This is a genomic window from Streptomyces sp. NPDC052040 (assembly GCF_044548405.1).
Taxonomy (GTDB): Bacteria; Actinomycetota; Actinomycetes; order Streptomycetales; family Streptomycetaceae; genus Streptomyces.
The window spans coordinates 154,162-175,680 of the sequence record NZ_JBIUBV010000007.1; the positions used below are offsets into that span (position 1 = coordinate 154,162).

Sequence of the window (21,519 nt, forward strand, 5' to 3'; positions counted from 1 at the left end):
GCCCTCCAGGGTATCCGGCCCCGCAAGCAAATCGTCCCCGCCCACCGCGAACGCCCGGGACGGCCGCGCTACGGCCTGCGACTACCGACTACCGACTACCGACTACCGACTACCGACTACCGACTACCGACGACGGCCTACGACACCCACGAAGCCGCTGGGGCGGGCAATGGCCCGGCGGCCGCGCCCCGTGTCACGAGCGGAGTGTCTCCTCCAGGCTGCGGGCCAGGGACGCGGCCTCCGCTCCGGGGAGGGGGGTGTCCTTGGCGGTGGTGACGTAGAAGGCGTCGACCGCGTTGGCGCCCAGGGTGGAGACATGGGCGCTGCGGACGCGTACCACCGCCTTCTCCAGGGCGCGGCCGATCCGGAAGAGCAGGCCGGGGACGTCCTGGGCGCGTACCTCGATCACCGTGGCGTGCCGGGAGGCGGCCGGGGCGACGGTCACCCGCGGCGGGGGTGCCAGCACGCCCCGGCGGCGCGGATAGGCGGCGTCGCGTTCGGCGAGACGGGCCTCGGTGTCCAGGGAGCCGTCGAGGGCGCGTACGAGGTCGGCGCGGAGGCGGGCGGCCTGCGGCAGGGAGCCGTACTCGGCGGCGACCCGCCAGTCGAGCAGCAGGACCGGGCCGCCGTGGACGCTGTCGGCGAGGTCCAGGGTGCGCAGCTCCGCCGTGCGGACGGTGAGGCGGTGCATGGCGAGGACGCCCGCGACGGCGGGGAGCACGCCGGGCTGGTCGGGGACGGCGACGAGGAGTTCCACGCCGAGGGGTTCCGGTTCGCCGCCGTCCGGCTCCCCCGTGGGCGGCTCGGTCTGGGCGCGCAGGGCGAGGACCGGGCCGCCGGTGCGGGAGGCTTCGACGGCGAGCTGTTCCTGTTCGGCGGTGGGGGCGGCGTCGGTGGTGTCGGGCTCGTCGCCCGCGAGCAGTGCCGAGACCCGTTTGACCAGGTCGGCGACCAGGGTGCCGCGCCAGGACGACCAGGCGGCGGGCCCGGTGGCCAGGGCGTCGGCCTCGGTCAGTGCGTGCAGCAGTTCGAGCGTGCCCGGGTGGCCGACGGCGTCGGCGACGGCCCGTACGGTGGCCGGGTCCTCCAGGTCGCGCCGGGTCGCCGTCTCCACCAGCAGCAGATGGTGGCGGACCAGGGCGGCGAGTACGGCGACGTCGTCGCGGTCGAAGCCGATCCTGGCGGCCACGTCCCGGGCGATGGTCTCGCCCGCGACCGAGTGGTCCCCGGGCCAGCCCTTGCCGATGTCGTGCAGCAGCGCGGCGACCAGCAGCAGGTCGGGGCGGCCGACCCGGCGGGTCAGTTCGGAGGCGTGGACGGCCGTTTCGATCAGGTGCCGGTCGACGGTCCAGAGGTGGACGGCGTTGCGCTGGGGGCGGCAGCGTACGCGCTCCCAGTCGGGCAGGAGCCGGGTGACGAGTCCCTCGGCCTCCAGGGCCTCCCAGACGTCGACGGTCGGGCGGCCGGAGCCCAGCAGGGTGACGAGCTGGTCGCGGGCCTCGGCGGGCCAGGGCGTGGGCAGGGGGCGCCCGGTGGCCGCCATGCGCCGTACGGCGTGCAGGGAGAGCGGGAGCCCGGCCTGGGCGGCGGCGGCCGCCGCGCGCAGCGGGAGCACGGGGTCGCGGTCGGGGCGTGCGACCCGGGCGAGCACCACTTCGCCGTCCTGCTCCACCACCCCTTCGGCCAGCGGGGACCGCTCGGCGACCGGCTTGCCGCCGAGCATGGCGCGCAGCCGGGGCCGGGCGCCGCGCGAGCGCAGGACGCGCCCCACTTCGCGCCAGGTCACATCGCTGGCGTACGAGATGACACGCGCCGCCTCGTACACCTGGCGCAGCAGGGTGTCGGCGTCCAGCAGGCCCAGGGCGGCGGCGACCTGGTCCTGCTCCTGGAGGGCCAGCCGGTCGGTAGCGCGCCCGGTGGTCAGGTGCAGGGCGTCCCGTACGTCCAGCAGGACCCGGCGGGCGTCGGCGAGGCCCTCGCGGGGGGCGTCGGCGAGCCAGGAGGCGGCGACGGCGCGCAGGGCGGTGGCGTCCCGCAGGCCGCCCCTGGCCTCCTTGAGGTCGGGTTCCAGCAGGTATTGCAGCTCGCCCTGGCGTGCGGCCCGCTCGGCGCACAGCTCCTGGAGTTCGGGGAGCCGTTTGGGGGCCTGGTTGCGCCAGTCGGCGAAGACGGCGGTCCTGAGGCCCGCGGTGAGGGCCGGGTCGCCCGCGAGGTGCCGGGCGTCCAGCAGACCGAGCTGCACCCTGAGGTCCTCGGCGGCAGTCTTGCGGGCCTGGGCGGGGGTGCGGACGGAGTGGTCGAGGGCGAGGCCGAGGTCCCAGACGGGGTACCAGAGGCGGTCGGCGAGGGCGGCGATCCCCTGGGCGTCCCCGCCCTCGTGCAGCAGCAGCAGATCGAGGTCGCTGCGCGGGGACAGCTCGCCGCGGCCGTAGCCGCCGACGGCGACCAGGGACACTCCCCCGGCTCCCCGGGTGCCCGCGGCGAACAGCTCCTTCAGCCAGTCGTCCGTCAGTTCGGCCAGCGCGGCACGGCGCGGCGGCCCGGACCGCCCCTCCTCGGTGAGGAGGCGCAGCCGGGCCGCCGCGTAGCCGCCGGGTTCCGAGCCCTCTGTTTCCGTCCGTACGTCCGTACCCGCCACCCGGCGACTCCTGTTCCGTCGGTGCCTTACAGTGCGTCGGGGCCGCGTTCGCCGGTCCGCACCCGGACCGCCGTCTCGACCGGCACGGACCAGACCTTGCCGTCCCCGATCTTGCCGGTGCGGGCGGCCTTGACGATGATCTCGATCACCTGTTCGGCGTCGTCGTCCTCGGCCAGTACCTCGATCCGGATCTTGGGGACGAGGTCGACCGTGTACTCGGCGCCCCGGTAGACCTCCGTGTGTCCCCGCTGCCGGCCGTAGCCGCTCGCCTCGGTGACCGTCAGGCCGTGTACCCCGAAGGCCTGGAGTGCCTCCTTGATCTCGTCCAGCCGGTGGGGCTTCACGACGGCGGTGATGAGCTTCATGCGTCCACCTTCCTGCTCTGCGCTGCGGCCAGTGACCCGGGGGCGGAGGAACCGATGACGCCGCCGCCCGCGCCGCTGAAGTCGTATGCGGTCTCGGCGTGTTCGGCCTGGTCGATGCCGGAGACCTCCTCGTCCTCGGGGACCCGCATGCCGATGGTCCGGTCGAGGAGGAAGGCGAGGACGGCGGAGACGATCAGGGAGTAGGCGAGGACGGCGAAGACACCGGCGCACTGCTTCCAGAACTGGTCGAGGCCGCCGCCGTAGAAGAGGCCCTTCACGTCGGACTGGCCCTTGCCGCTGGCGAAGAGGCCGATGAGCAGGGAGCCCAGGATGCCGCCGACCATGTGGACGCCGACGACGTCCAGGGAGTCGTCGAAGCCGAACCGGTACTTCAGGTTCACGGCCATGGCGCACAGCACACCGGCGATGGCGCCGACGGCGATCGCGCCGAGCGGGGAGACCGCGCCGCCGGAGGGGGTGATCGCGACCAGGCCCGCGACGGCGCCGGAGGCGGCGCCCAGGGTGGTGAACGCGCCGTGGCGGATCTTCTCGTAGGCGAGCCAGGCGAGCATGGCCGCGCCGGTGGCGACCTGTGTGTTGACGAACATCAGGGGGCCGACGCCGTCGTCGTTGCCGAGCCAGGAGCCCGCGTTGAAGCCGAACCAGCCGAACCACAGGAGCCCGGCGCCGAGCATGACCAGCGGGAGGCTGTGCGGGCGCATCGGGTCCTTCTTGAAGCCGACCCGCTTGCCGATCACCAGGATCACACCGAGTGCGGCCGCACCGGCGTTGATGTGGACCGCCGTACCGCCCGCGAAGTCGATGACGCCCAGCTTGAACGCCCAGCCGCCGCTGCCCCAGACCCAGTGGGCGACCGGGAAGTACACAATCGTGACCCACAGCACGAGGAAGAGGGACCAGGCGGTGAACTTCACCCGGTCCGCCAGGGCGCCGCTGATCAGGGCGGGCGTGATGATGGCGAACATCAGCTGGAAGACGGCGAAGACGAAGACCGGGATGGTGTAGCCGGGCCACAGTTCCGTCTTGCCGATGCCGCTGAAGCCGACGTAGTCGGAGGTCCAGCCGAGGAGCGAGCCCTTGTCGTCGCCGAAGGCCATGGAGAAGCCGTAGAGCACCCACAGGACGGTGACGATGCCCAGGCTGATGAAGCTCATCATCAGCATGTTCAGGGTGCTCTTGACGCGGACCATGCCTCCGTAGAAGAAGGCCAGGCCCGGCGTCATCAGCATCACCAGGGCGGAACAGATCAGCATGAAGCCGGTATTGGCGGACGACAGCTTGGGTGCGTCCGCCGCAAGCATGATGGCTGGTGCCATCGGCGTCTCCTCGTCGGTTGTACGGCCCCATGCGGGCGAAGCCTGAGGGCGGTCGGGTCATGAGGGGCGGGCCGGTTGTGGGGCACGAGACTGACGCAGCGCGGTTTCCGTCGACGCCCCTCGATGTTTCGCCGCAGTGACGAAGGTGCCGTGCGTGTTACGCGTTGATGAACTGCCGGAAGCCGGTCCGGCCGGGCGTCGTCGGGACGCGGTCCCGGGCGGAGGGCGTCGCGGCAGTGGCATCGCGGCCATCATTCGCCCGGGCTCCGCGGTGATCAACGGGGCCCGCGGGCGTCCCGCGCCGTTCACCGGAATGATCGTGCGTCCGGCCGCGACAGCCATCCGATGACCTGGCATGGGGGAGCCGAGTCGGGCAGTTCGGGATGGCGGCCGCGGCCGGGGTCGTGGGGGCCCTGCTGGTGCGGTGGGCCGGGGTCAGACCGCCTCGACGGTCTCGGGCAGATGGGCGGCGAGGTGGTCGGCCAGCTCGACGACCTCCGCGAGCTCGCCGTACTCGCGCACCGCCGTGTCGACGGTCTTTCGGATACGAGTGTTGACCCGTTCGGACCGGACTTTTCTGGCGGTCCCCATGGCCTGGCGGGCGAGGGAGGCGCCCTGCTCCGGCTCCCGCTGGAGGAGGTGCACGGAGGACAGGCCGATCAGATTGAGTGCGTATGACCGCTGGTGCTCGCCGTCCCCGGCGAAGCCGTCGACGGCCTTCTGCATCAGCGGCTGGGCGAGGGAGGCGTAGGCGGGGCTGCGGCCTGCGGCATAGGCGAGGTCGCGGTAGGAGTGGGCATTCTCGGCGTGCAGCTCGGGCTCGGAGAAGAAGCGGATCCAGTCGGGCTCGGGCGCGGTGAATTCGAGGGCATCGGCGAAGGTGTCCTCGGCGATCCGGACGGCGCGCTTGCACTTGCCGGGCTGGCCCATGTTCGCGTAGGCGCGGGCCTCCATCGCATACAGCATGGCCTGGGTGCGCGGGCTCGCACAGTCCCGGCTGCCGTACTGGGCGAGGTGGATCAGCTCCAGGGCGTCGTCGGGCCGGCCGAGATGGATCATCTGGCGGCTCATGCTGGAGAGGATGTAGGAGCCGAGCGGCCGGTCCCCGGCCTCCTTGGCGGCGTGCAGGGCGAGGACGAAGTACTTCTGCGCGGTGGGCTGGAGCCCCACGTCGTAGCTCATCCAGCCCGCCAGCTCGGCCAGCTCGGCGGCGACCTTGAAGAGGCGCTGGGCGGTGGCCTCCGGCTGGGACTCCTGGAGGAGGTCGGTCACCTCGTGCAGCTGGCCGACGACGGCCTTGCGGCGCAGTCCCCCGCCGCACTGGGCGTCCCACTTGCGGAACATCACCGTCGTCGCCTCGAGCAGGTCCAGCTCGGGCGGGGACAGTCTGCCGCGGCCCCGGGCGGAGGCGGCGGGCTCGGGCACCGGGCGGGCGGCGGCGGGGCTCGGCACCAGCCAGCGCTGCATGGGCTCGATGAGGGACGGGCCCGCGGACAGCGCCAGCGAGGTACCGAGGAAGCCGCGCCGCGCCAGCATCAGGTCGCTGCGCGAGTACTCGCTGATCAGGGCCACCGTCTGCGGGCCCGTCCAGGGCAGGTCGACTCCGGACACGGAGGGTGACTGGTGGGCGGCGCGCAGGCCCAGGTCCTCGATGGAGACCACACAGCCGAAGCGCTCGGAGAACAGCTCGGAGAGGATGCGCGGGATCGGCTCGCGCGGATTCTCCCCGTCCAGCCAGCGGCGGACGCGGGAGGTGTCCGTGGAGATGTGGTTGGCCCCCAGCTGGCGGGCCCTGCGGTTCACCTGCCGGGCCAGCTCGCCCTTCGACCAGCCGCTGCGGACGAACCAGGAGCCGAGCAGCTCATTGGGGCGCTTCTCAGCGTTCGTACCGCTTCCGCCGTTGCCGCCCACTGGAGCCCCCATCCCTGAATCCACCTGTGCGCCGTCCGCTGCGCGCCGTGCGCCAAAGCCTTACCAGAATGCCGCCGGACGCGGCCCCGCGTCCGGCGGTTCTCGGCCGCAGGGCGGGAACCCGGCTTGCCTCCGGCATACCCACGAGTGCATGCGTCCCCAGGAACCGTGCACTCAAAGTAGTCCTACGATCACCCGCCCAGCCATGGCGAATCCAGAAGCGCCACCATTCGCCACCCCTTCGAATGAACTCGCCGCCGCCCGGGCGCGATTCACTTGACACCAGACAGCCGGAAGTGGATGGAGGGGTGTATTCACCGGCGCCCGCCGCGGAATTCACCACCCTGCGCACCACCGGGGAAGCCCCGGTGAATGCATGACGTTCCGTCACATCACGATTCCGGGGCGTAACCATCGGCGGTCCCGAACCGTTGGAGGGGGCATGGGCTTCACGATCGGCGGCACGCGGAGCATGCGCGAGATCCGCCCCGGCGCCCGGCGCCGGGGCCGTTGGTCGGAGTGCCTCGCCGTGGCCGAATACACGGGCCTGTGGGGCTGGGACGTGGTACCGGGGGCCCGCGCGGCCGCGGGCGCCTGCTCCTGCGGGGACACGGGCTGTGCCGCACCGGGCGCGCATCCGCTGAGCTTCGCCCCTCTGGTGGCCGCCGGTGCGACCCTCGACGAGGCCACCGGCGCCTGGGCCGAGGTGCCGGGTGCGGCGGTGATGCTGCCGGTGGGCCGCGCCTTCGACGTGCTGGAGGTCGCCGAGGCGGCCGGGCGGCACGCGCTGGTCCGGCTGGAGCGCATGGGCATCCCGGTCGGGCCGGTCCTGGCGACCCCGGACGGCCGCGCCCAGTTCTTCGTCGCCCCCGGCTCCGCGGCCGAGCTGCCCGCCCTGCTCTACCGGATGGCCTGGGACGACACGGACCTCGATCTGCGCGCCCTGGGCGAGGGGACCTGCGTCACGGCTCCGCCCTCGGACCGCGGCGGCCTCGGCCCGGTCCGCTGGCTGCGCTCCCCCGCCTTCGACTCGGCGGTCCGGCCGCCCGCCGCGCGCCTGCTGATCGGCGCGCTGGCCCATGCGGCCCACCGCTCCCGGGCCCGGTCGGCGTTCGACCTCCCGTAGACCCGCACTCCGCTCCCCCGCCCGCGGGAGTCCCGCTTCCGCACGGAACAGCGCCTGTCCCCCTGCATCAGGGGGACAGGCGCTGTTCCATGTGCGGGGACCGGCGGGTGGTGGGCACCCCCGGCCCGCGGTCACTCTCCGATGAGTGCGTCGACGAACGCCTCCGGCTCGAACGGGGCCAGATCGTCGGCGCCCTCGCCCAGGCCGACCAGCTTCACCGGAACGCCCAGCTCACGCTGGACCGCGATCACGATGCCGCCCTTGGCGGTGCCGTCCAGCTTGGTGAGCACGATGCCGGTGATGTTCACGACCTCGGCGAAGACGCGCGCCTGGATCAGACCGTTCTGCCCGGTGGTGGCGTCGAGGACCAGCAGCACCTCGTCCAGCGGGGCGTGCTTCTCGACGACCCGCTTGACCTTGCCCAGCTCGTCCATGAGGCCGGTCTTGGTGTGCAGGCGGCCCGCGGTGTCGATGAGGACGACATCGGCGCCGATCTCCTTGGCCTCCTTGACCGCGTCGAAGGCGACGGAGGCGGGGTCGCCGGCCTCGGGACCGCGCACGATGTGGGCGCCGACCCGCTCGCCCCAGGTCGCCAGCTGGTCGGCGGCGGCCGCGCGGAAGGTGTCGGCGGCGCCGAGGACGACGCTGCTGCCGTCGGCCACCAGGACCCGGGCGAGCTTGCCGGTGGTGGTGGTCTTGCCGGTGCCGTTGACGCCCACGACCATCACGATGCCGGGCTTGGTGCTCTCCGGCTCGGTGTGGACGGTGCGGTCCATGTCGGGGCCGATCAGCGTCAGCAGCTCTTCGCGCAGCAGCCCGCGCAGCTCCGCGGGGGTGCGGGTGCCGAGCACCCGTACGCGCTCACGAAGCCGCTCCACCAGCTCCTGGGTGGGCAGCACCCCGACGTCGGCGGTGAGGAGGGTGTCCTCGATCTCCTCCCAGGTCTCGTCGTCGAGATGCTCCCGGGACAGGAGCGTGAGCAGCCCCTTGCCGAGCGCGTTCTGCGAGCGGGACAGCCGCGCGCGCAGGCGGACGAGGCGTCCGGCGGTGGGCTCGGGGATCTCGATGGGGGGCGCTTCGGCGGCGGGCGGTTCCTCCACGACGACGGGCGCGGAGCCCGCCGGGAGGTCCACCTCCTCTATTGTCCGGCGCTCCTCGTCGCTCGGCTTCTCGGCCTCGTCGCCGACATGCGGCTCGGCCGGGGGGGCGGTGAGGTCGGGCGTCGTGGGGGGCGCCGGGGGCAGCGGCTTCTTCCTGCGACCACTGACGACGAGCCCGAGCACGCCGAGCACGACCACGGCGATGACTACGGCAAGGATGACGATTTCCATAACGGCTCCAGTATGCGGGACCGGCCCCCGGGCCGTTCGGCGGCGGCTCCGGGCGCGGAGCCCTGGTTGTCTGACACTCCGTCAGCTACGGTCCTTGGTGGCACACCCGCCGGCGAAGCTGAAGGGGGCCCTCCCATGGCCGTCACGGTCCTGCGGTTCAACCTCGTCGAGCCCGGTGCGACCCCCGATTCGCTGGCGGCACGCTATCGCGCGGCCGTGGAGATGGCCGCGTACGCCGACGCGTGCGGGATCACCGCCGTGCAGACCGAGGAGCACCACGGGGCGGCCGACAACTGGCTGCCGTCGCCCTTCGCCCTCGCCGGGGCGGTCCTCGGTGCGACCCGGCGGCTGACGGTCACGGTTGCGGCGGCCATCGGGCCGCTGTACGACCCGCTGCGGCTGGCCGAGGACATCGCCGTACTGGATCTGCTCAGCGGCGGACGGCTGGTCACCGTCGTGGGCATCGGGTACCGGCCCGAGGAGTACGCGCTCTTCGACGTGGAGTGGAAGCGGCGCGGGCGGCTCCAGGACGAGCTGCTGGAAACCCTGCTGGCGGCGTGGACGGGTGAGGAGTTCCGCCATCGCGGCCGTACCGTGCGCATCACCCCGCGCCCGTACACCCGGCCGCATCCGCCGCTGCTGGTCGGCGGCTCCTCCCGGGCGTCGGCCCGCCGTGCCGCCCGGCTGGGGCTGCCGTTCTTCCCGAGCGCGCATCTGCCGGAGCTGGCGGCGTACTACCGAGAGCGGCTGGTCGAGTACGGCACCGCGGGCTGGACCCTGATGCCCGCGGCCGAGACGCCGCTGCTGCATCTCGCGGAGGACCCGGAGCGGGCCTGGGCCCGGTACGGCGGCCATCTGCTGCACGAGGCGCGGGCGTACGCCTCCTGGCAGTCCGGCGGCGGGGTCCGCTCGGCGGTGCGCTCCTCGGCCACCACGGTGGAGGAGCTGCGCGCGGAGGGGGTGTACCGGATCGTGACGCCCGAGCAGTGCCTGGCGCTCGGCCTGGACAGCCTGGTGCTGCATCCGCTGGCGGGCGGGATGGATCCGGAGGAGGGCTGGCGCGGTCTGCGGCTGTTCTGCGAGCGGGTGCTGCCCCGGCTCGACGGCTGACGCACCGCCGCCCGGCTCGGGCAGTGACCGAGCCGGGCGGCGGAGGGTGTCGAGGAGAGAGGCAGCGGGGACTTGGCCCTTCCCCTCGAGTTCGGGAGGGCGGTCAGCCCATCTCCTCCAGGGACTTGCCCTTCGTCTCCTTCACGAACTTCAGGACGAACGGGATGGAGAGCGCGGCGAAGACCGTGTAGATCACATAGGTGCCGGACAGGTTCCAGTCGGCCAGCGACGGGAAGCTCGCGGTGATCGCCCAGTTGGCGATCCACTGCGCGGCGGCGGCCACGCCCAGGGCGGCGGCGCGGAGCCGGTTCGGGAACATCTCGCCGAGCATGACCCAGACGACCACACCCCAGGAGAGGGCGAAGAAGAGGACGAAGACATGGGCGGCGATCAGGGCGACCCAGCCCTGGGTGCTCGGCAGCTTGCCGTCGACCAGGTGGTACGAGAACGCCCAGGCCTCCAGCGCGAGACCGACGGCCATGCCCACCGAACCGATGAGCGCGAGCGGCCTGCGGCCGATGCGGTCCACGAAGATCATCGCGATCACGGTGCCGACGATGTTGATGATCGACGTGGTGAAGGAGTAGAAGAACGAGTCCGAGGGGTCGACGCCGACCGACTGCCACAGCGTCGAGGAGTAGTAGAACGCGACGTTGATGCCCACGAACTGCTGGAACACCGACAGGCCGATGCCGACCCAGACGATCGGCTTGAAGAAGAAGCCGCCGCCGAGCAGGTCCTTGAAGGAGGACTTGTGCTCGCTCTTCATGGCGTGCTCGATCTCGGCGACGCGGGCGTCCAGATCGGTGCTCTCGCCCTCGACCTCGGCGAGGATCTCGCGGGCGCGCTCACGCTTGCCGACGGAGATCAGGAAGCGCGGGGACTCGGGGATCGCGAAGGAGAGCAGACCGTAGAGGACGGCCGGGACGACCATGACACCCAGCATGACCTGCCAGGCCTCCAGGCCCATCAGCTTGCCGCGCTGGTCGCCGCCCGCGGCGTTCAGCAGACCCCAGTTGACCAGCTGGGAGATGGCGATACCGACGACGATCGCCGCCTGCTGGAAGGAGCCGAGCCGGCCGCGGTAGGCGGGCGGGGCCACCTCCGCGATGTAGGCCGGGCCGATCACGGAGGCCATGCCGATGGCGAAGCCGCCGATGATGCGCCACAGGGCGAGGTCCCACAGCGCGAAGGGCAGTGCGGAGCCGACGGCGCTGACGGTGAAGAGGACCGCCGCGATCTGCATGCAGCGGATGCGGCCGATGCGGTCGGCTATGCGGCCCGCGGTGGCGGCACCGACGGCACAGCCGATCAGGGCGATGGCGATGACCTGGGCCAGCGCTGCGGAGCCGATGTCGTAGCGGCCCCGGATGGCCTCGACGGCGCCGTTGATCACGGAGCTGTCGTAGCCGAACAGGAAACCGCCCATCGCGGCCGCTGCCGCGATGAAGATGACATGCCCGAGATGCTCGGGGTGAGCCGTCCCGGCTCCTGACTGGGGTGCCTGCGCTGTGCTGGTCACGAATAACTCCTCGGGCCACCGGCAACGCTGCCGGGGGTGGGGGTGAGCCCTCTCAAGGGTGGGTGTCGGCATCCAAGTACCCGGAGGCCCTGAATTCAGCCGCCGCTCACACCTGAAGGTAAAAGCAACGTTGCAGAGACTATGCCTTCAAGTTTCGAAGTCAATAGGGGTGAGGTGTGCCAGCTCGTCACCCAGACAGCGGAGCTTTGTGTTCAGAAGTTGAAATTTAGAGGAGATGCAGGTCAGGGACGGTACGGGGCCCGTGGATCAGCGGAGACGCTGGGAGATGACCTTCGACACACCGTCGCCCTGCATGGAGACCCCGTACAGCGCGTCCGCGACCTCCATCGTCCGCTTCTGGTGCGTGATCACGATCAGCTGGGAGGCCTCCTGGAGCTCCTGCATGATGCGGATCAGCCGCTGGAGGTTGGTGTCGTCGAGAGCGGCCTCGACCTCGTCCATCACATAGAAGGGACTGGGCCGGGCCTTGAAGATGGACACCAGCAGCGCCACGGCGGTCAGCGACCGCTCCCCGCCGGAGAGCAGGGACAGCCGCTTGACCTTCTTGCCCGGCGGGCGGGCCTCGACATCGACGCCGGTGGTGAGCATGTTGTCCGGGTCGGTCAGCACCAGCCGCCCGTCGCCGCCGGGGAACAGCCGGCTGAAGACGCCCTCGAACTCGCGGGCCGTGTCCCGGTACGCCTCGGTGAAGACCTGCTCGACCCGCTCGTCGACCTCCTTCACCACCTGGAGAAGATCGGCCCGCGTCTTCTTCAGGTCCTCCAGCTGCTCACTGAGGAACTTGTGCCGCTCCTCCAGCGCCGCGAACTCCTCGAGGGCCAGCGGGTTCACCTTGCCGAGCTGCTGATGGGCCCGCTCGGCCGCCTTGAGCCGCCTCTCCTGCTCGGCCCGGACGAAGGGCCGCGGCTGGTTGCGCGGATGCCCGGGGTCCTCCGGCAGTTCCTCGCCCTCGGCGGGCGGCGACGGCGGCACCGGCTGGTCGGGCCCGTACTCGGCGGCCAGGCCCGCGGGCTCGACGCCGAGTTCCTCCAGCGCCCTGGTCTCCAGCTGCTCGATGCGCAGCCGCTTCTCCGCGCCCAGCACCTCGCCGCGGTGCACCGAGTCGGTGAGCTTGTCCAGCTCGGACTTGAGGTCGCGGCCCGCGGCCCGTGCGGCGGCCAGCTCCTCCTCGCGCCGTGCCTTGGCGGCCTCGGCGGCGGCACGCTCGGCCTGCGCCCGGCCCAGGGACACCTCCACATGGGCCAGCAGCTGCCGGGCACCGGACGCGACGGCCCCGGCGACGGACGCCTCGTGGCGCAGCCGGGCCTGCCGCTGCTCGGCACGGAGTCGTGCCTCGCGTTCGGCGCGGGCGCCCCGGTCCAGGGCGTCGGCGCGGCCGGTCAGTCCCTTGACCCGTTCCTCATGGGTACGGACCTGGAGGCGGGCCTCCATCTCGGTCTGCCGCGCGTTCGCCCCGTCGGCGGCGAGCCGGTCGCGTACGGAGGTGTCGGGCTCCTCCTCGACCGGCATCTCCTCGGCGGCGGCGAGCCGCTCGGCGAGTTCCTCGGCCTCCAGCAGGGCCTGCTCCAGCGCCTCCTGGGCACGGGCCGCGGCCGCGGTGGAACGCTCGGCCTCGCCGGCGGCGGCCCGGGCCTGCCCGGCGAGCCGCCCCAGCTGCTGGGCGACCCCGGACTTCTCCCGCTCGGCGGCCCGGCGCCGCTCCCCCAGCTCCTCCACCAGGGCGGCGCACTCGGTGCGGCGCTCCCCGGCCTGCCGCTGCGCCTCGGCCAGCGCCTCGCAGCGGACGTCGAGTTCCTCCAGTTCGGCGGTGGCCTCGTCGACGGAGGCCTGCACCTCCAGCAGACTGGGCGCGCCCGCGGACCCGCCGTGCGCGAAGTGGGCGCCCAGCAGATCGCCCTCGGCGGTGACGGCGGTCAGGCCGGGCCACGCCTCGACGACCTCCTCGGCGTCCTCCAGGGTGGCGACCACGACGATGCCGCGCAGCAGCCGCCGCACGGCGGGCATCAGCGCGACGGGGCCGCGGACGAGATCGGCGGCGAGGAGGAGCCGGTCGGGGGAGCCGTGGGGGGCGGGGACCGTGGCGTTCGTACCGGCCCGCACGGCGGTCGTCTCCGTGCCGCCACCCGGCTCGCCCACCTCGTCGGGAGCCCCGGCCAGCACCAGTGACGCGCGTCCCGCGTCCTGTTTGCGGAGCAGGCGGATGGCTTCGGCCGCCGAGGAGGGGTCCGTCATGGCGACCGCGTCCGCGGCGGCGCCGAAGGCCGCCGCCACCGCCACCTCGTGGCCGGGGGTGACGGTGAGCAGTTCGGCCGCCGGGCCCAGCAGTCCGGACAGCCGGTTCCCCGCGCCCAGCAGCGCGCCGGTGCCGTCCTTGCGGCGCAGGCCCAGGGCGAGGGCCTCGCGGCGGGCCGCGACCGCGGCGCGTCCCCGTTCCGCCGCGGTGGCCGCCTCCCGGGCGGCCGACAGGGCCGCCTCGGCCTCGGCCAGGCCGCGCTTCGCCGTCTCATGGCGGTCGGTCAGCTCCGCGTCGCCCGCGTCCAGGCCGTCCACCTCGCCCTGGAGGGCCTCGTACTCCTCCTGCGCGGCGACCGCGCGCTCCTGCGCCTCGTCGCGGGCCGCGGCGAGGCGGTCGATCTCGGCCTGGGCGGAGGCCGCGCGGGAACGGGCCGCGCCCGCCTTCCCGTTCAACCGGGCCAGCTGCTCGCGCCGGTCGGCGATCGAGCGCGCCACGTCCTTCAGCCGACGCTCCTCCTGGGCCAGTTCGCGTTCCAGTTCGGCCCGGTGCGCGACCGTGTCCTCCCGCGCGCGTTCGGCGGCTTCCAGGGCCGCGGTCAGCTCCGCCTCCTGCTCGCGGATGCGGGCGGCCTCGCGCTCCATGTCCTCGGGGTCGCGTCCGCGCCGTTCCTCCGGGGGCGCGGAGGTGGCGCTCTTGACCCGGGCGTCGGCCAGCGAGACCGTGCCCCGCACCCGCTCCGCCAGCTGGGACAGCTCGTACCAGGTCTGCTGGGCGCGCCCCAGACGGGGCGTCAGCCGCCGTACCTCGTCCTCCAGGTGCGCCTCGCGCTGGAGTGCCTTCCTCAGCTCGGCCTCTGCGGTCTCCTTGCGGTTCTTGAGGGCGGCCTCGTCGGCGATCTCGGCCTGGAGCGCGCTGCGCAGCCGTACGAGGTCGTCGGCGAGCAGGCGCAGCCGGGCGTCCCTCAGGTCGGCCTGGATGACGGCGGCCCGGCGGGCGACGGCGGCCTGGCGGCCCAGGGGCTTGAGCTGGCGGCGCAGTTCGTCGGTCAGGTCCTGGACGCGGGCGAGGTTCGCCTGCATGGCGTCCAGTTTCCGCAGGGCCTTCTCCTTGCGCTTGCGGTGCTTGAGGACGCCCGCGGCCTCCTCGATGAAGGCCCGGCGGCCCATGGGGTCGGCGTGCAGCACCGAGTCGAGCTGGCCCTGCCCGACGATGACATGCATCTCGCGGCCGATGCCGGAGTCGGACAGCAGTTCCTGGATGTCGAGGAGGCGGCAGGTGTCGCCGTTGAGCTGGTACTCGCTGCCGCCGTTGCGGAACATGATCCGCGTGATGGTGACCTCGGAGTACTCGATGGGCAGGGCGCCGTCGGAGTTGTCGATGGTCAGGGACACCTCGGCGCGGCCGAGCGGCGGGCGCCCGGTGGTGCCGGCGAAGATGACGTCCTCCATCTTGCCGCCGCGCAGCGACTTGGCGCCCTGCTCGCCCATGACCCAGCTGAGGGCGTCCACCACATTGGACTTGCCCGAGCCGTTCGGCCCCACCACACAGGTGATCCCCGGCTCGAACCGGAGTGTGGTCGCCGAGGCGAACGACTTGAAGCCGCGAAGGGTCAGGGCCTTGAGGTGCACGCCGCTGGACTCTACCCGCCGGGGGCTGCGGGGACCGCGAACCCCGGTCTCCCTGCGGTTTCACGGTTGAACGCGCAGGGCACACCATCCGTTGAAGAGGCTGAATGGGTGTGCGGGGGAAAGAAAGAAGGGACGCCAGGGGCGTCCCTTGCAACTCGGACAGCTGAATGGTTGATACAGGTGGCCAACCGCTGCCTGTGCCTGGTGGAGCGATGCGGTTGTCAGGTGAGCGCGGGCTCCGCCTGGTGTGCGTCGATGCTCTCCATGATCCTGTCGTGAGAAGCGGCAGCCGTCAGCGCGTCGTTCTCGGCCTGGATCCGTACGAGCTCGGATTCGAGCTCCTGGACGCGCTGCTGGAGCCGTCGCATCTCGGAGAGGAGTCGCGGGTCGGAGCCGCCGACGTAACCGAGAAGCGCCTTTGCCATGATGGATGGTCCTCCACACTGAGTGACCGACCGATGCGGTGTGGGTCGTGAGGGATTCGCACCCGCGGTGCTTGGCACTCTTCAGTTCTAGCGCCGTTCTTACATGCCAAACAGCTAAGGTGCGCGGGGCTTTCAGCGTCTCACCAAAAAGTTTGACGGTCAACACGATCACACCCCGCAATCGCGGGCGTCCCGGGGGCGCGCGGCCCGGTGCGGGCGGCGCTGCGGCTCCTTCGGGACCCGGAGGGTGCGGCGATCACTCTTGTTCCCGGAGCCTGCCACGGTGTGCCGTTCTTGGCAACCACCTGGGGGTTTTCACCGCGGGCGGGGGCCCGGGAGCGGTTCTCGCGCCGCCGCCCGGGGGTCGCGCGCGGAGGGCTCAGCGGATCGCGAAGCCGTCGTAGCCGCCGCGGGGCGTGTCCCAAATCTCAGTGACTCCCTCCACTCTCCCGGGTGTGTCGTCCCCCTGGAGCCAGTCCAGCAGTCCTTCGCAGCCGCCCCGCGGACCCTCGGCGACCACCTGGACCCGACCGTCGTCGAGATTGAGGGCGAAACCGCGCAGGCCGCCGATCTCCAGCGCCTTGGCCCGGGTGAACCAGCGGAAACCCACACCTTGGACACGTCCGCGCACCCACGCGACAAGCCGTGCATCGTCGTTCATGGCTGCACGCTAACCGGCCAATGTCACTCCAGGCACTTCCTCCACTCGTGTGATGCGGTAGCGTCCCCACTCATATGAATCTGATGTGAAACTCACCCGATCGAGCGAGTTTCGATTCAGTAGCGCTGACCGCAAGACCAGGAAGGCCAGCACATGGGACGCCACCGACGCGCCGCCGCCGGACGCGCCGCCACCGGCCGTGCGACCGGGGTGACACAGAACCACGAGCCCCCCACGGAGCGCTACGGCCCGGAGAACCTCTACGGCTTCGCCGCCGTCCTGGAGGCCGAACGGCAGACCACCCGTTCGCGCCGCAGGAAGAAGGCCGCAACTCCGGTGCGCACCGGCCTGCTGGGTGTTTCGGCGGCCGTCGCGCTGGGCACGGTGGCGGTCGCCACGGGCGTGCTGCCCGGCGCCAAGAACTTCACGGTGAGCGGCGACGCAGGGGATGTGCAGGCCGGGGCCACCGCCCCGTCGGGCTTCGCCACCCAGCAGAGCGGCACGGGCGGCTCGGCCGGAGACCGCGGTCCGGCGTCCACCAGCCGCGACCACGCGCGCGGCGGAGCGGCCGCCGCGCCGACCGGCACCCCTTCGGCCCCGGTGTCCTCGGCCGCCCCGGTGCACACTCCCGCACAGTCGCCGTCCCCGACCGCGACGCAGACGGCGACGACCGCTCCGCCCGCCCAGCGGCAGGCGGCGAAGAAGCCCGTGGTCTCCGCCGCACCGGCGATGTCCGTTCCCTCCTCGGCCACGGCCGCGGTGCTCGCCCTGGTCAACCAGGAGCGGGCCAAGGTGGGATGCAGCGCGGTGTCCGCGAGCGGTGAGCTGACGACGCTGGCGCAGGCCTTCAGTGACGACATGGCGGCGCGGAACTTCTTCGACCACACCGACCCGAGCGGCCGGGACCCCTGGGACCGGGCGGCCTCGCTCGGCATAACGGACCTGGGCGGCGAGAACATAGCCCGCGGCCAGGCGACCGCCCAGGACGTGATGGAAGCCTGGATGAACAGCCCCGGCCACCGGGCGAACATACTGAACTGCGACTTCAAGACCCTGGGCGTCGGGGTGCACCAGGGGTCGGGCGGCCCCTGGTGGACGCAGGACTTCGGCTACTGAGCCGCGCGCGGACCCCGGTCCGCGCCAACCCGAACACACGCACGCGCCCCCTGTCCGGTCTCCCGGGCGGGGGGCGCCTGCGGGTCCGGCGGGTCACGCCGCCGCGCGGCCCAGGGTGAAGGTCCGGGCCGTCGCGGCGACACGGCGGCCAAGGTGGCGGGCGGTCTCCACATCGGCCTTGTGCACGGCCTCGGGTCCCTCGTCGGAGTTGGTCTGCGCGGCGGCGCCCAGGAAGACCCCGAGGCGGTTGAGGTCGTTCTCGGAGGCGGTGCTGCTGTTCCAGCCCGGGTGCAGCCCGAGGCTGATCCAGTTCATTCCGTGCTGCGCCGCGAGGATCTGGAAGAACTGGAGGGTGTGCAGCTTGTCGCCGCTCTTGGAGCCCGAGTTGGTGAAACCGGCGGCCAGCTTGTCCTTCCAGGCCTGCCCGAACCAGCGCTTGGAGGACGCCTCGGCGAAGGCGTGGAAGGCGGCGGACGCGGTGCCCATGTAGGTCGGGGAGCCGAAGACGATCGCGTCCGAGCCGTCCAGGAGCGCCCACTGCTCGTCGGTGATGGTGTCGACCGGGATCAGATGCACCTGGGCGCCGGCCTCGGCGGCACCCTCCCGCACGGCCTCGGCGAGGACGGCGGTGTGGCCGTAGCCGGAGTGGTAGGCGATGGAGACAACAGGGGTGGTCACGGGGGTACTCCTCGAGGTACGGAAGACGGCGTCCGCGGGGGACGGCGGCGGGGCACGGCGGAGGGGTGGCTCCCGCCGTGCGGTAACCACAGGAAAGCACTAACTTTTGGTTAGCGCAAGCCGCTGGTGAGCGCTGTACTGGAGTACGCTTCAGCCATGACGACCACGCAGCAGGAGGACCTTCCGTACGACGTGTTCTCCAAGGCGTGCCCGTCGCGGGGCACGCTGGAGCATGTGACGGGGCGATGGGGGGCGCTCATCCTGGGCGCGCTCCACGACGGCTCGTTCCGCTTCAACGAGCTGCGCCGCCGGGTCGACGGGGTGAGCGAGAAGATGCTCTCCCAGACCCTGCACGCCCTGGAGCGCGACGGGCTGGTGCACCGCGAGGCGCAGCCCACCAACCCTCCGCGTGTGGACTACGAACTGACCCCGCTGGGCAGCGAGGTGGCCGAACGGCTGCTGGGCCTCATCCACCTCCTGGAGGGGCGGATGGACGAGGTGCTGGAGGCACGCCGCCGCTACGACGACGCCCGCGCCGACTGAGGGCCCGGTTCCGCTACGGCGCGGTCCGCGGGGCCCGCTGGCAGCGGGGGCAGAAGTAGCTGGAGCGGTTCATCCAGGGGCGGCGGCGCATCGGTGTGGCGCAGCGGCGGCAGGGCAGGCCCTCGCGGCCGTAGGCGTCCAGGGAGCGGTCGAAGTAGCCCGACTCTCCGTTGACATTGACATAGAGGCTGTCGAAGCTGGTGCCGCCGACGGACAGCGCGGCGTTCATCACGTCCCGTATGTGGCCGAGGAGTTCGGCGGTGCGCGGGCGGGTGAGCTGGGCCGTGGGGCGCTCGTAGTGGAGGCGGGCGCGCCACAGGGCCTCATCGGCGTAGATGTTGCCGACGCCGCTGATCAGCGACTGGTCGAGCAGGGCCCGCTTGACGGTGGTGCGCTTGCGGCGCAGGGCCTCGTGGAAGGCGGCGTCGTCGAAGAGCGGGTCCAGGGGGTCGCGGGCGATGTGCCCGATCACCTCGGGCAGCCCGTCGGGGGTGGTGTCGTGCAGGGAAAGCCCGCCGAAGGTGCGCTGGTCGACGAAGCGCAGCTCGGTGCGGAGGCCGTCGTCGAAGCGGAGGCGGATCCGCAGATGCTTCTCGTCGGCGGTGCCGTCGGGCTGGACGAGGAGCTGGCCGCTCATGCCGAGGTGGGCCAGGACCGCCGTGCCGGTGGTCTCGACCGGGATCCAGAGGTACTTGCCGCGGCGGCTCGGGGCGCCGAGCAGCTGCCCCCGCAGGCGCTGGGCGAAGTCCTCGCCGCCCGCCAGGTGCCGTCGGACGGCGCGCGGGTGCAGCACCTCCACCCCGGCGACGGTCCGGTGGGCGACCCAGCGCTCCAGACCGCGCCGTACGACCTCGACCTCGGGCAGTTCGGGCACGGGGCTCCTCGGAAGGGTGAAGGGGGCGATGCCCGCAGGGTACCTCGCGGGCGGGGGCCCACGGACGGGATCCGGCGGGCGGGGGTCCTTGCTGGTGCGGCGCTCCCGGGAACCCCTGGTCAGGGCGCGCGCGGAAGCCCTACCGGCGGGAGAACGCGCGGGACCGGTGACGCGCGGGACCGGTGACGAAAAAACGGACCCCGTCCCGGCGGGGTACGCCGGGACGGGGTCCGGTGAAGGATTCAGGCCGTGGCCGAGTCGCCCGACGAGGCCGGGACGGAGTCGGTGCCCCCGTCGGGGGCTCCCGCCTCGGCCTGCGCCGTGGCGCGCTCGTCGGCGGCGGCACGGATGGAACGCCAGGCCGACTCCGCGGCCTGCTGTTCCGCCTCCTTCTTGCTGCGGCCGGTGCCGGTGCCGTACGAGACGCCTCCGACGCGGGCGGCAGCAGTAAAGGTCTTCTCGTGGTCCGGGCCGGTCTCCGTGACCAGGTACTCGGGCACGCCGAGCCCCTCGGTCGCGGTCAGCTCCTGGAGGCTGGTCTTCCAGTCCAGGCCGGCACCGAGATTCGAGGACTTCTCGATCAGCGGATCGAACAGGCGGTGCACCAGCTCCGCCGCCGAGTCCAGTCCCTGGTCGAGATAGACAGCACCGATCACCGCTTCGAGGGTGTCGGCGAGAATGGACGCCTTGTCCCGGCCGCCCGTGCCTTCCTCGCCCCGGCCGAGCCGGATGAAGGAGCCGAGCTCGAGCCCGCGGCCCACCTCCGCCAGCGCACGCGAATTGACCACCGCGGCCCGCAGTTTGGCCAGTTGGCCTTCGGGCAGGTCGGGGTGGGTGCGGTACAGCGTGTCCGTGACGACGAGACCGAGCACGGAGTCCCCGAGGAACTCCAGGCGCTCGTTCGTCGGCAGACCGCCGTTCTCGTACGCGTACGAACGGTGAGTGAGCGCACGCACCAGAAGGGCGGACTCGACCTGGTAGCCGAGCCGCCCTTCCAGAAGCGTGTGGGACGAGGCTGTGTTCTCCGCCGAACCACCCCCGCTACGACGGGGACTGTTTTTGGCGTCAGACATCAGACCTCTCACCAGCCGATCAGACCTCGAGGACCTGGCGCTTGTTGTAGGTGCCGCACGAGGGGCACGCAATGTGCTGCTGCTTGGGCTCGTGGCAGCGCTCGCACGCAACCAGGGTGGGGACCGCAGCCTTCCACTGCGACCGGCGGTGGCGCGTGTTGCTGCGCGACATCTTCCGCTTCGGAACAGCCACGGCTACTTCTCCTGCTTCTCGTCGACGCCCGCTTCGGCGCCGCTCATCTCGTCCTTATCGCCGGGTTCGAGTGAACCGGCGAGTCCTTGCAGCGCCGCCCAACGGATGTCGACGGCGTCATGGTGGTGGTCCGGGTCGTCCGTGAGCCGCGCTCCGCACTCGGAGCACAGGCCCGCGCAGTCTTCCTGGCACACCGGCTGCATCGGCAGTGCGAGCACCACCGCATCGCGCAGCAGGGGTTCGAGGTCGAACAGTCCGTCCTCGAGGAAGAACCTGTCCTCGTCGTCCTCGGCGTCGTCGCCCGGCTCCGCGATCACACGGCCCCGGTCGTCGGCGTCAGGGTACGAGAACAGCTCCTGGAAGTCCGCTTCGAGCTCAAGCTCGAGCGGCTCCAGACACCTTACGCACTCCCCCTCGGCCGATGCACGGGCGGTGCCTGTGACGAGCACCCCTTCCATGACCGACTCCAGCCGGAGGTCGAGCTCCATCGGGGCGCCTTCCGGCACTCCGACGACTCCCTGGATACCGAAGTCCTTGAGGGCGTCAACCGTACGGGTCAGGCGCTGGAGCGCACCAGGACGCCGCCCCAGCTCGTGCGTGTCGAACACGAGGGGGTTGCGGTGGTCGAGGCGGGCGTTCAGGGCCATTCCTGCTTTCGGTCTCGAAGCTCGGGGGTGCTGTCCCGTGATCCGGGCAGCCTGGATCGCGAAAGGTACGCGCGACCGAAGAAC

General features: G+C 72.1%; 18 protein-coding genes. 4 read left to right on the top strand and 14 right to left on the bottom strand.

Annotated elements, in window-relative coordinates; translation table 11 throughout:
- Positions 1-193: 193 nt before the first annotated feature.
- The 4 genes from ACIHAA_RS16870 to ACIHAA_RS16885 form a co-directional block, all read right to left on the bottom strand.
- On the bottom strand, positions 194-2,638 hold the full coding sequence (locus ACIHAA_RS16870; RefSeq protein ID WP_399817710.1) for a [protein-PII] uridylyltransferase: 2,445 nt from the start codon (positions 2,636-2,638) through the stop codon (positions 194-196).
- A gap of 26 nt (positions 2,639-2,664) precedes the next feature.
- Positions 2,665-3,003 (bottom strand): P-II family nitrogen regulator, encoded by a 339-nt coding sequence (locus ACIHAA_RS16875; protein ID WP_399817712.1) that lies wholly within the window; start codon positions 3,001-3,003, stop codon positions 2,665-2,667.
- Positions 3,000-4,340: an ammonium transporter gene (locus tag ACIHAA_RS16880; protein WP_399817714.1), complete on the bottom strand. Its 1,341-nt coding sequence runs from the start codon at positions 4,338-4,340 to the stop codon at positions 3,000-3,002. Before ACIHAA_RS16880 ends, ACIHAA_RS16875 begins: the two co-directional genes overlap by 4 nt.
- Positions 4,341-4,775: 435 nt before the next feature.
- Entirely contained in the window at positions 4,776-6,251 is a 1,476-nt protein-coding gene (locus tag ACIHAA_RS16885; RefSeq protein WP_399818020.1) for a hypothetical protein, read from the bottom strand.
- Positions 6,252-6,693: 442 nt separating this feature from the next.
- Here ACIHAA_RS16885 and ACIHAA_RS16890 point away from each other — a divergent pair, with 442 nt between their 5' ends.
- Positions 6,694-7,377 (top strand): bifunctional DNA primase/polymerase, encoded by a 684-nt coding sequence (locus ACIHAA_RS16890; RefSeq protein ID WP_399817716.1) that lies wholly within the window; start codon positions 6,694-6,696, stop codon positions 7,375-7,377.
- Between the two features lie 131 nt (positions 7,378-7,508).
- On the opposite strand, the gene ftsY is transcribed toward ACIHAA_RS16890, so the two are convergent.
- Positions 7,509-8,708, bottom strand: coding sequence for a signal recognition particle-docking protein FtsY (ftsY, locus tag ACIHAA_RS16895; RefSeq protein WP_399817718.1), 1,200 nt, complete (start codon positions 8,706-8,708; stop codon positions 7,509-7,511).
- A gap of 135 nt (positions 8,709-8,843) precedes the next feature.
- On the opposite strand from ftsY, the gene ACIHAA_RS16900 reads away from it, so the two are divergent.
- On the top strand, positions 8,844-9,818 hold the full coding sequence (locus tag ACIHAA_RS16900) for an LLM class flavin-dependent oxidoreductase (RefSeq protein WP_399817719.1): 975 nt from the start codon (positions 8,844-8,846) through the stop codon (positions 9,816-9,818).
- Positions 9,819-9,921: 103 nt separating this feature from the next.
- Here ACIHAA_RS16900 and ACIHAA_RS16905 read toward each other — a convergent pair whose 3' ends face one another.
- The 4 genes from ACIHAA_RS16905 to ACIHAA_RS16920 form a co-directional block, all read right to left on the bottom strand.
- Positions 9,922-11,340: a sugar porter family MFS transporter gene (locus tag ACIHAA_RS16905; protein ID WP_399817720.1), complete on the bottom strand. Its 1,419-nt coding sequence runs from the start codon at positions 11,338-11,340 to the stop codon at positions 9,922-9,924.
- Positions 11,341-11,607: 267 nt separating this feature from the next.
- Positions 11,608-15,225, bottom strand: a complete 3,618-nt coding sequence (gene smc, locus ACIHAA_RS16910; protein ID WP_399817722.1) for a chromosome segregation protein SMC — start codon at positions 15,223-15,225, stop codon at positions 11,608-11,610.
- Positions 15,226-15,446: 221 nt separating this feature from the next.
- Complete coding sequence (locus ACIHAA_RS16915; protein ID WP_399817724.1) at positions 15,447-15,650, bottom strand: hypothetical protein; 204 nt, start codon at positions 15,648-15,650, stop codon at positions 15,447-15,449.
- 379 nt (positions 15,651-16,029) lie between these two features.
- The gene (locus ACIHAA_RS16920) at positions 16,030-16,311 is read right to left on the bottom strand and encodes an acylphosphatase (protein ID WP_399817726.1); all 282 of its coding nucleotides are present in this window, start codon (positions 16,309-16,311) and stop codon (positions 16,030-16,032) included.
- A 153-nt stretch (positions 16,312-16,464) separates the two neighbouring features.
- Here ACIHAA_RS16920 and ACIHAA_RS16925 point away from each other — a divergent pair, with 153 nt between their 5' ends.
- A complete protein-coding gene (locus ACIHAA_RS16925) occupies positions 16,465-17,427 on the top strand; it encodes a CAP domain-containing protein (RefSeq protein ID WP_399817728.1) in 963 nt (320 codons plus the stop codon).
- 93 nt (positions 17,428-17,520) lie between these two features.
- Here the strand turns inward: ACIHAA_RS16925 and ACIHAA_RS16930 are convergent, their stop codons facing one another.
- Positions 17,521-18,105 carry a flavodoxin family protein gene (locus ACIHAA_RS16930; protein ID WP_399817730.1) on the bottom strand — a complete coding sequence of 195 codons (585 nt, stop codon included), beginning with the start codon at positions 18,103-18,105 and terminating at the stop codon, positions 17,521-17,523.
- A 156-nt stretch (positions 18,106-18,261) separates the two neighbouring features.
- On the opposite strand from ACIHAA_RS16930, the gene ACIHAA_RS16935 reads away from it, so the two are divergent.
- A complete protein-coding gene (locus tag ACIHAA_RS16935) occupies positions 18,262-18,648 on the top strand; it encodes a winged helix-turn-helix transcriptional regulator (RefSeq protein ID WP_399817732.1) in 387 nt (128 codons plus the stop codon).
- Positions 18,649-18,661: 13 nt separating this feature from the next.
- Here the strand turns inward: ACIHAA_RS16935 and mutM are convergent, their stop codons facing one another.
- From mutM to ACIHAA_RS16955, 4 genes are all read right to left on the bottom strand, one after another.
- The gene (mutM, locus tag ACIHAA_RS16940; RefSeq protein ID WP_399817734.1) at positions 18,662-19,522 is read right to left on the bottom strand and encodes a bifunctional DNA-formamidopyrimidine glycosylase/DNA-(apurinic or apyrimidinic site) lyase; all 861 of its coding nucleotides are present in this window, start codon (positions 19,520-19,522) and stop codon (positions 18,662-18,664) included.
- Positions 19,523-19,764: 242 nt separating this feature from the next.
- Entirely contained in the window at positions 19,765-20,595 is an 831-nt protein-coding gene (rnc, locus tag ACIHAA_RS16945; protein WP_399817736.1) for a ribonuclease III, read from the bottom strand.
- Positions 20,596-20,614: 19 nt separating this feature from the next.
- On the bottom strand, positions 20,615-20,788 hold the full coding sequence (gene rpmF, locus ACIHAA_RS16950; protein ID WP_003951102.1) for a 50S ribosomal protein L32: 174 nt from the start codon (positions 20,786-20,788) through the stop codon (positions 20,615-20,617).
- Between the two features lie 2 nt (positions 20,789-20,790).
- Complete coding sequence (locus ACIHAA_RS16955) at positions 20,791-21,435, bottom strand: YceD family protein (RefSeq protein ID WP_399817738.1); 645 nt, start codon at positions 21,433-21,435, stop codon at positions 20,791-20,793.
- Positions 21,436-21,519: the final 84 nt, after the last annotated feature.

Bases quoted from the DNA above. Each gene is read 5' to 3' on its own strand.
- ACIHAA_RS16920 (WP_399817726.1), bottom strand. From the start codon at position 16,311: ATGAACGACGATGCACGGCTTGTCGCGTGGGTGCGCGGACGTGTCCAA.
- ACIHAA_RS16955 (WP_399817738.1), bottom strand. From the start codon at position 21,435: ATGGCCCTGAACGCCCGCCTCGACCACCGCAACCCCCTCGTGTTCGAC.
- ftsY (WP_399817718.1), bottom strand. From the start codon at position 8,708: ATGGAAATCGTCATCCTTGCCGTAGTCATCGCCGTGGTCGTGCTCGGC.
- ACIHAA_RS16880 (WP_399817714.1), bottom strand. From the start codon at position 4,340: ATGGCACCAGCCATCATGCTTGCGGCGGACGCACCCAAGCTGTCGTCC.
- ACIHAA_RS16890 (WP_399817716.1), top strand. From the start codon at position 6,694: ATGGGCTTCACGATCGGCGGCACGCGGAGCATGCGCGAGATCCGCCCC.
- ACIHAA_RS16900 (WP_399817719.1), top strand. From the start codon at position 8,844: ATGGCCGTCACGGTCCTGCGGTTCAACCTCGTCGAGCCCGGTGCGACC.
- ACIHAA_RS16875 (WP_399817712.1), bottom strand. From the start codon at position 3,003: ATGAAGCTCATCACCGCCGTCGTGAAGCCCCACCGGCTGGACGAGATC.
- ACIHAA_RS16915 (WP_399817724.1), bottom strand. From the start codon at position 15,650: ATGGCAAAGGCGCTTCTCGGTTACGTCGGCGGCTCCGACCCGCGACTC.
- ACIHAA_RS16935 (WP_399817732.1), top strand. From the start codon at position 18,262: ATGACGACCACGCAGCAGGAGGACCTTCCGTACGACGTGTTCTCCAAG.
- rnc (WP_399817736.1), bottom strand. From the start codon at position 20,595: ATGTCTGACGCCAAAAACAGTCCCCGTCGTAGCGGGGGTGGTTCGGCG.
- ACIHAA_RS16925 (WP_399817728.1), top strand. From the start codon at position 16,465: ATGGGACGCCACCGACGCGCCGCCGCCGGACGCGCCGCCACCGGCCGT.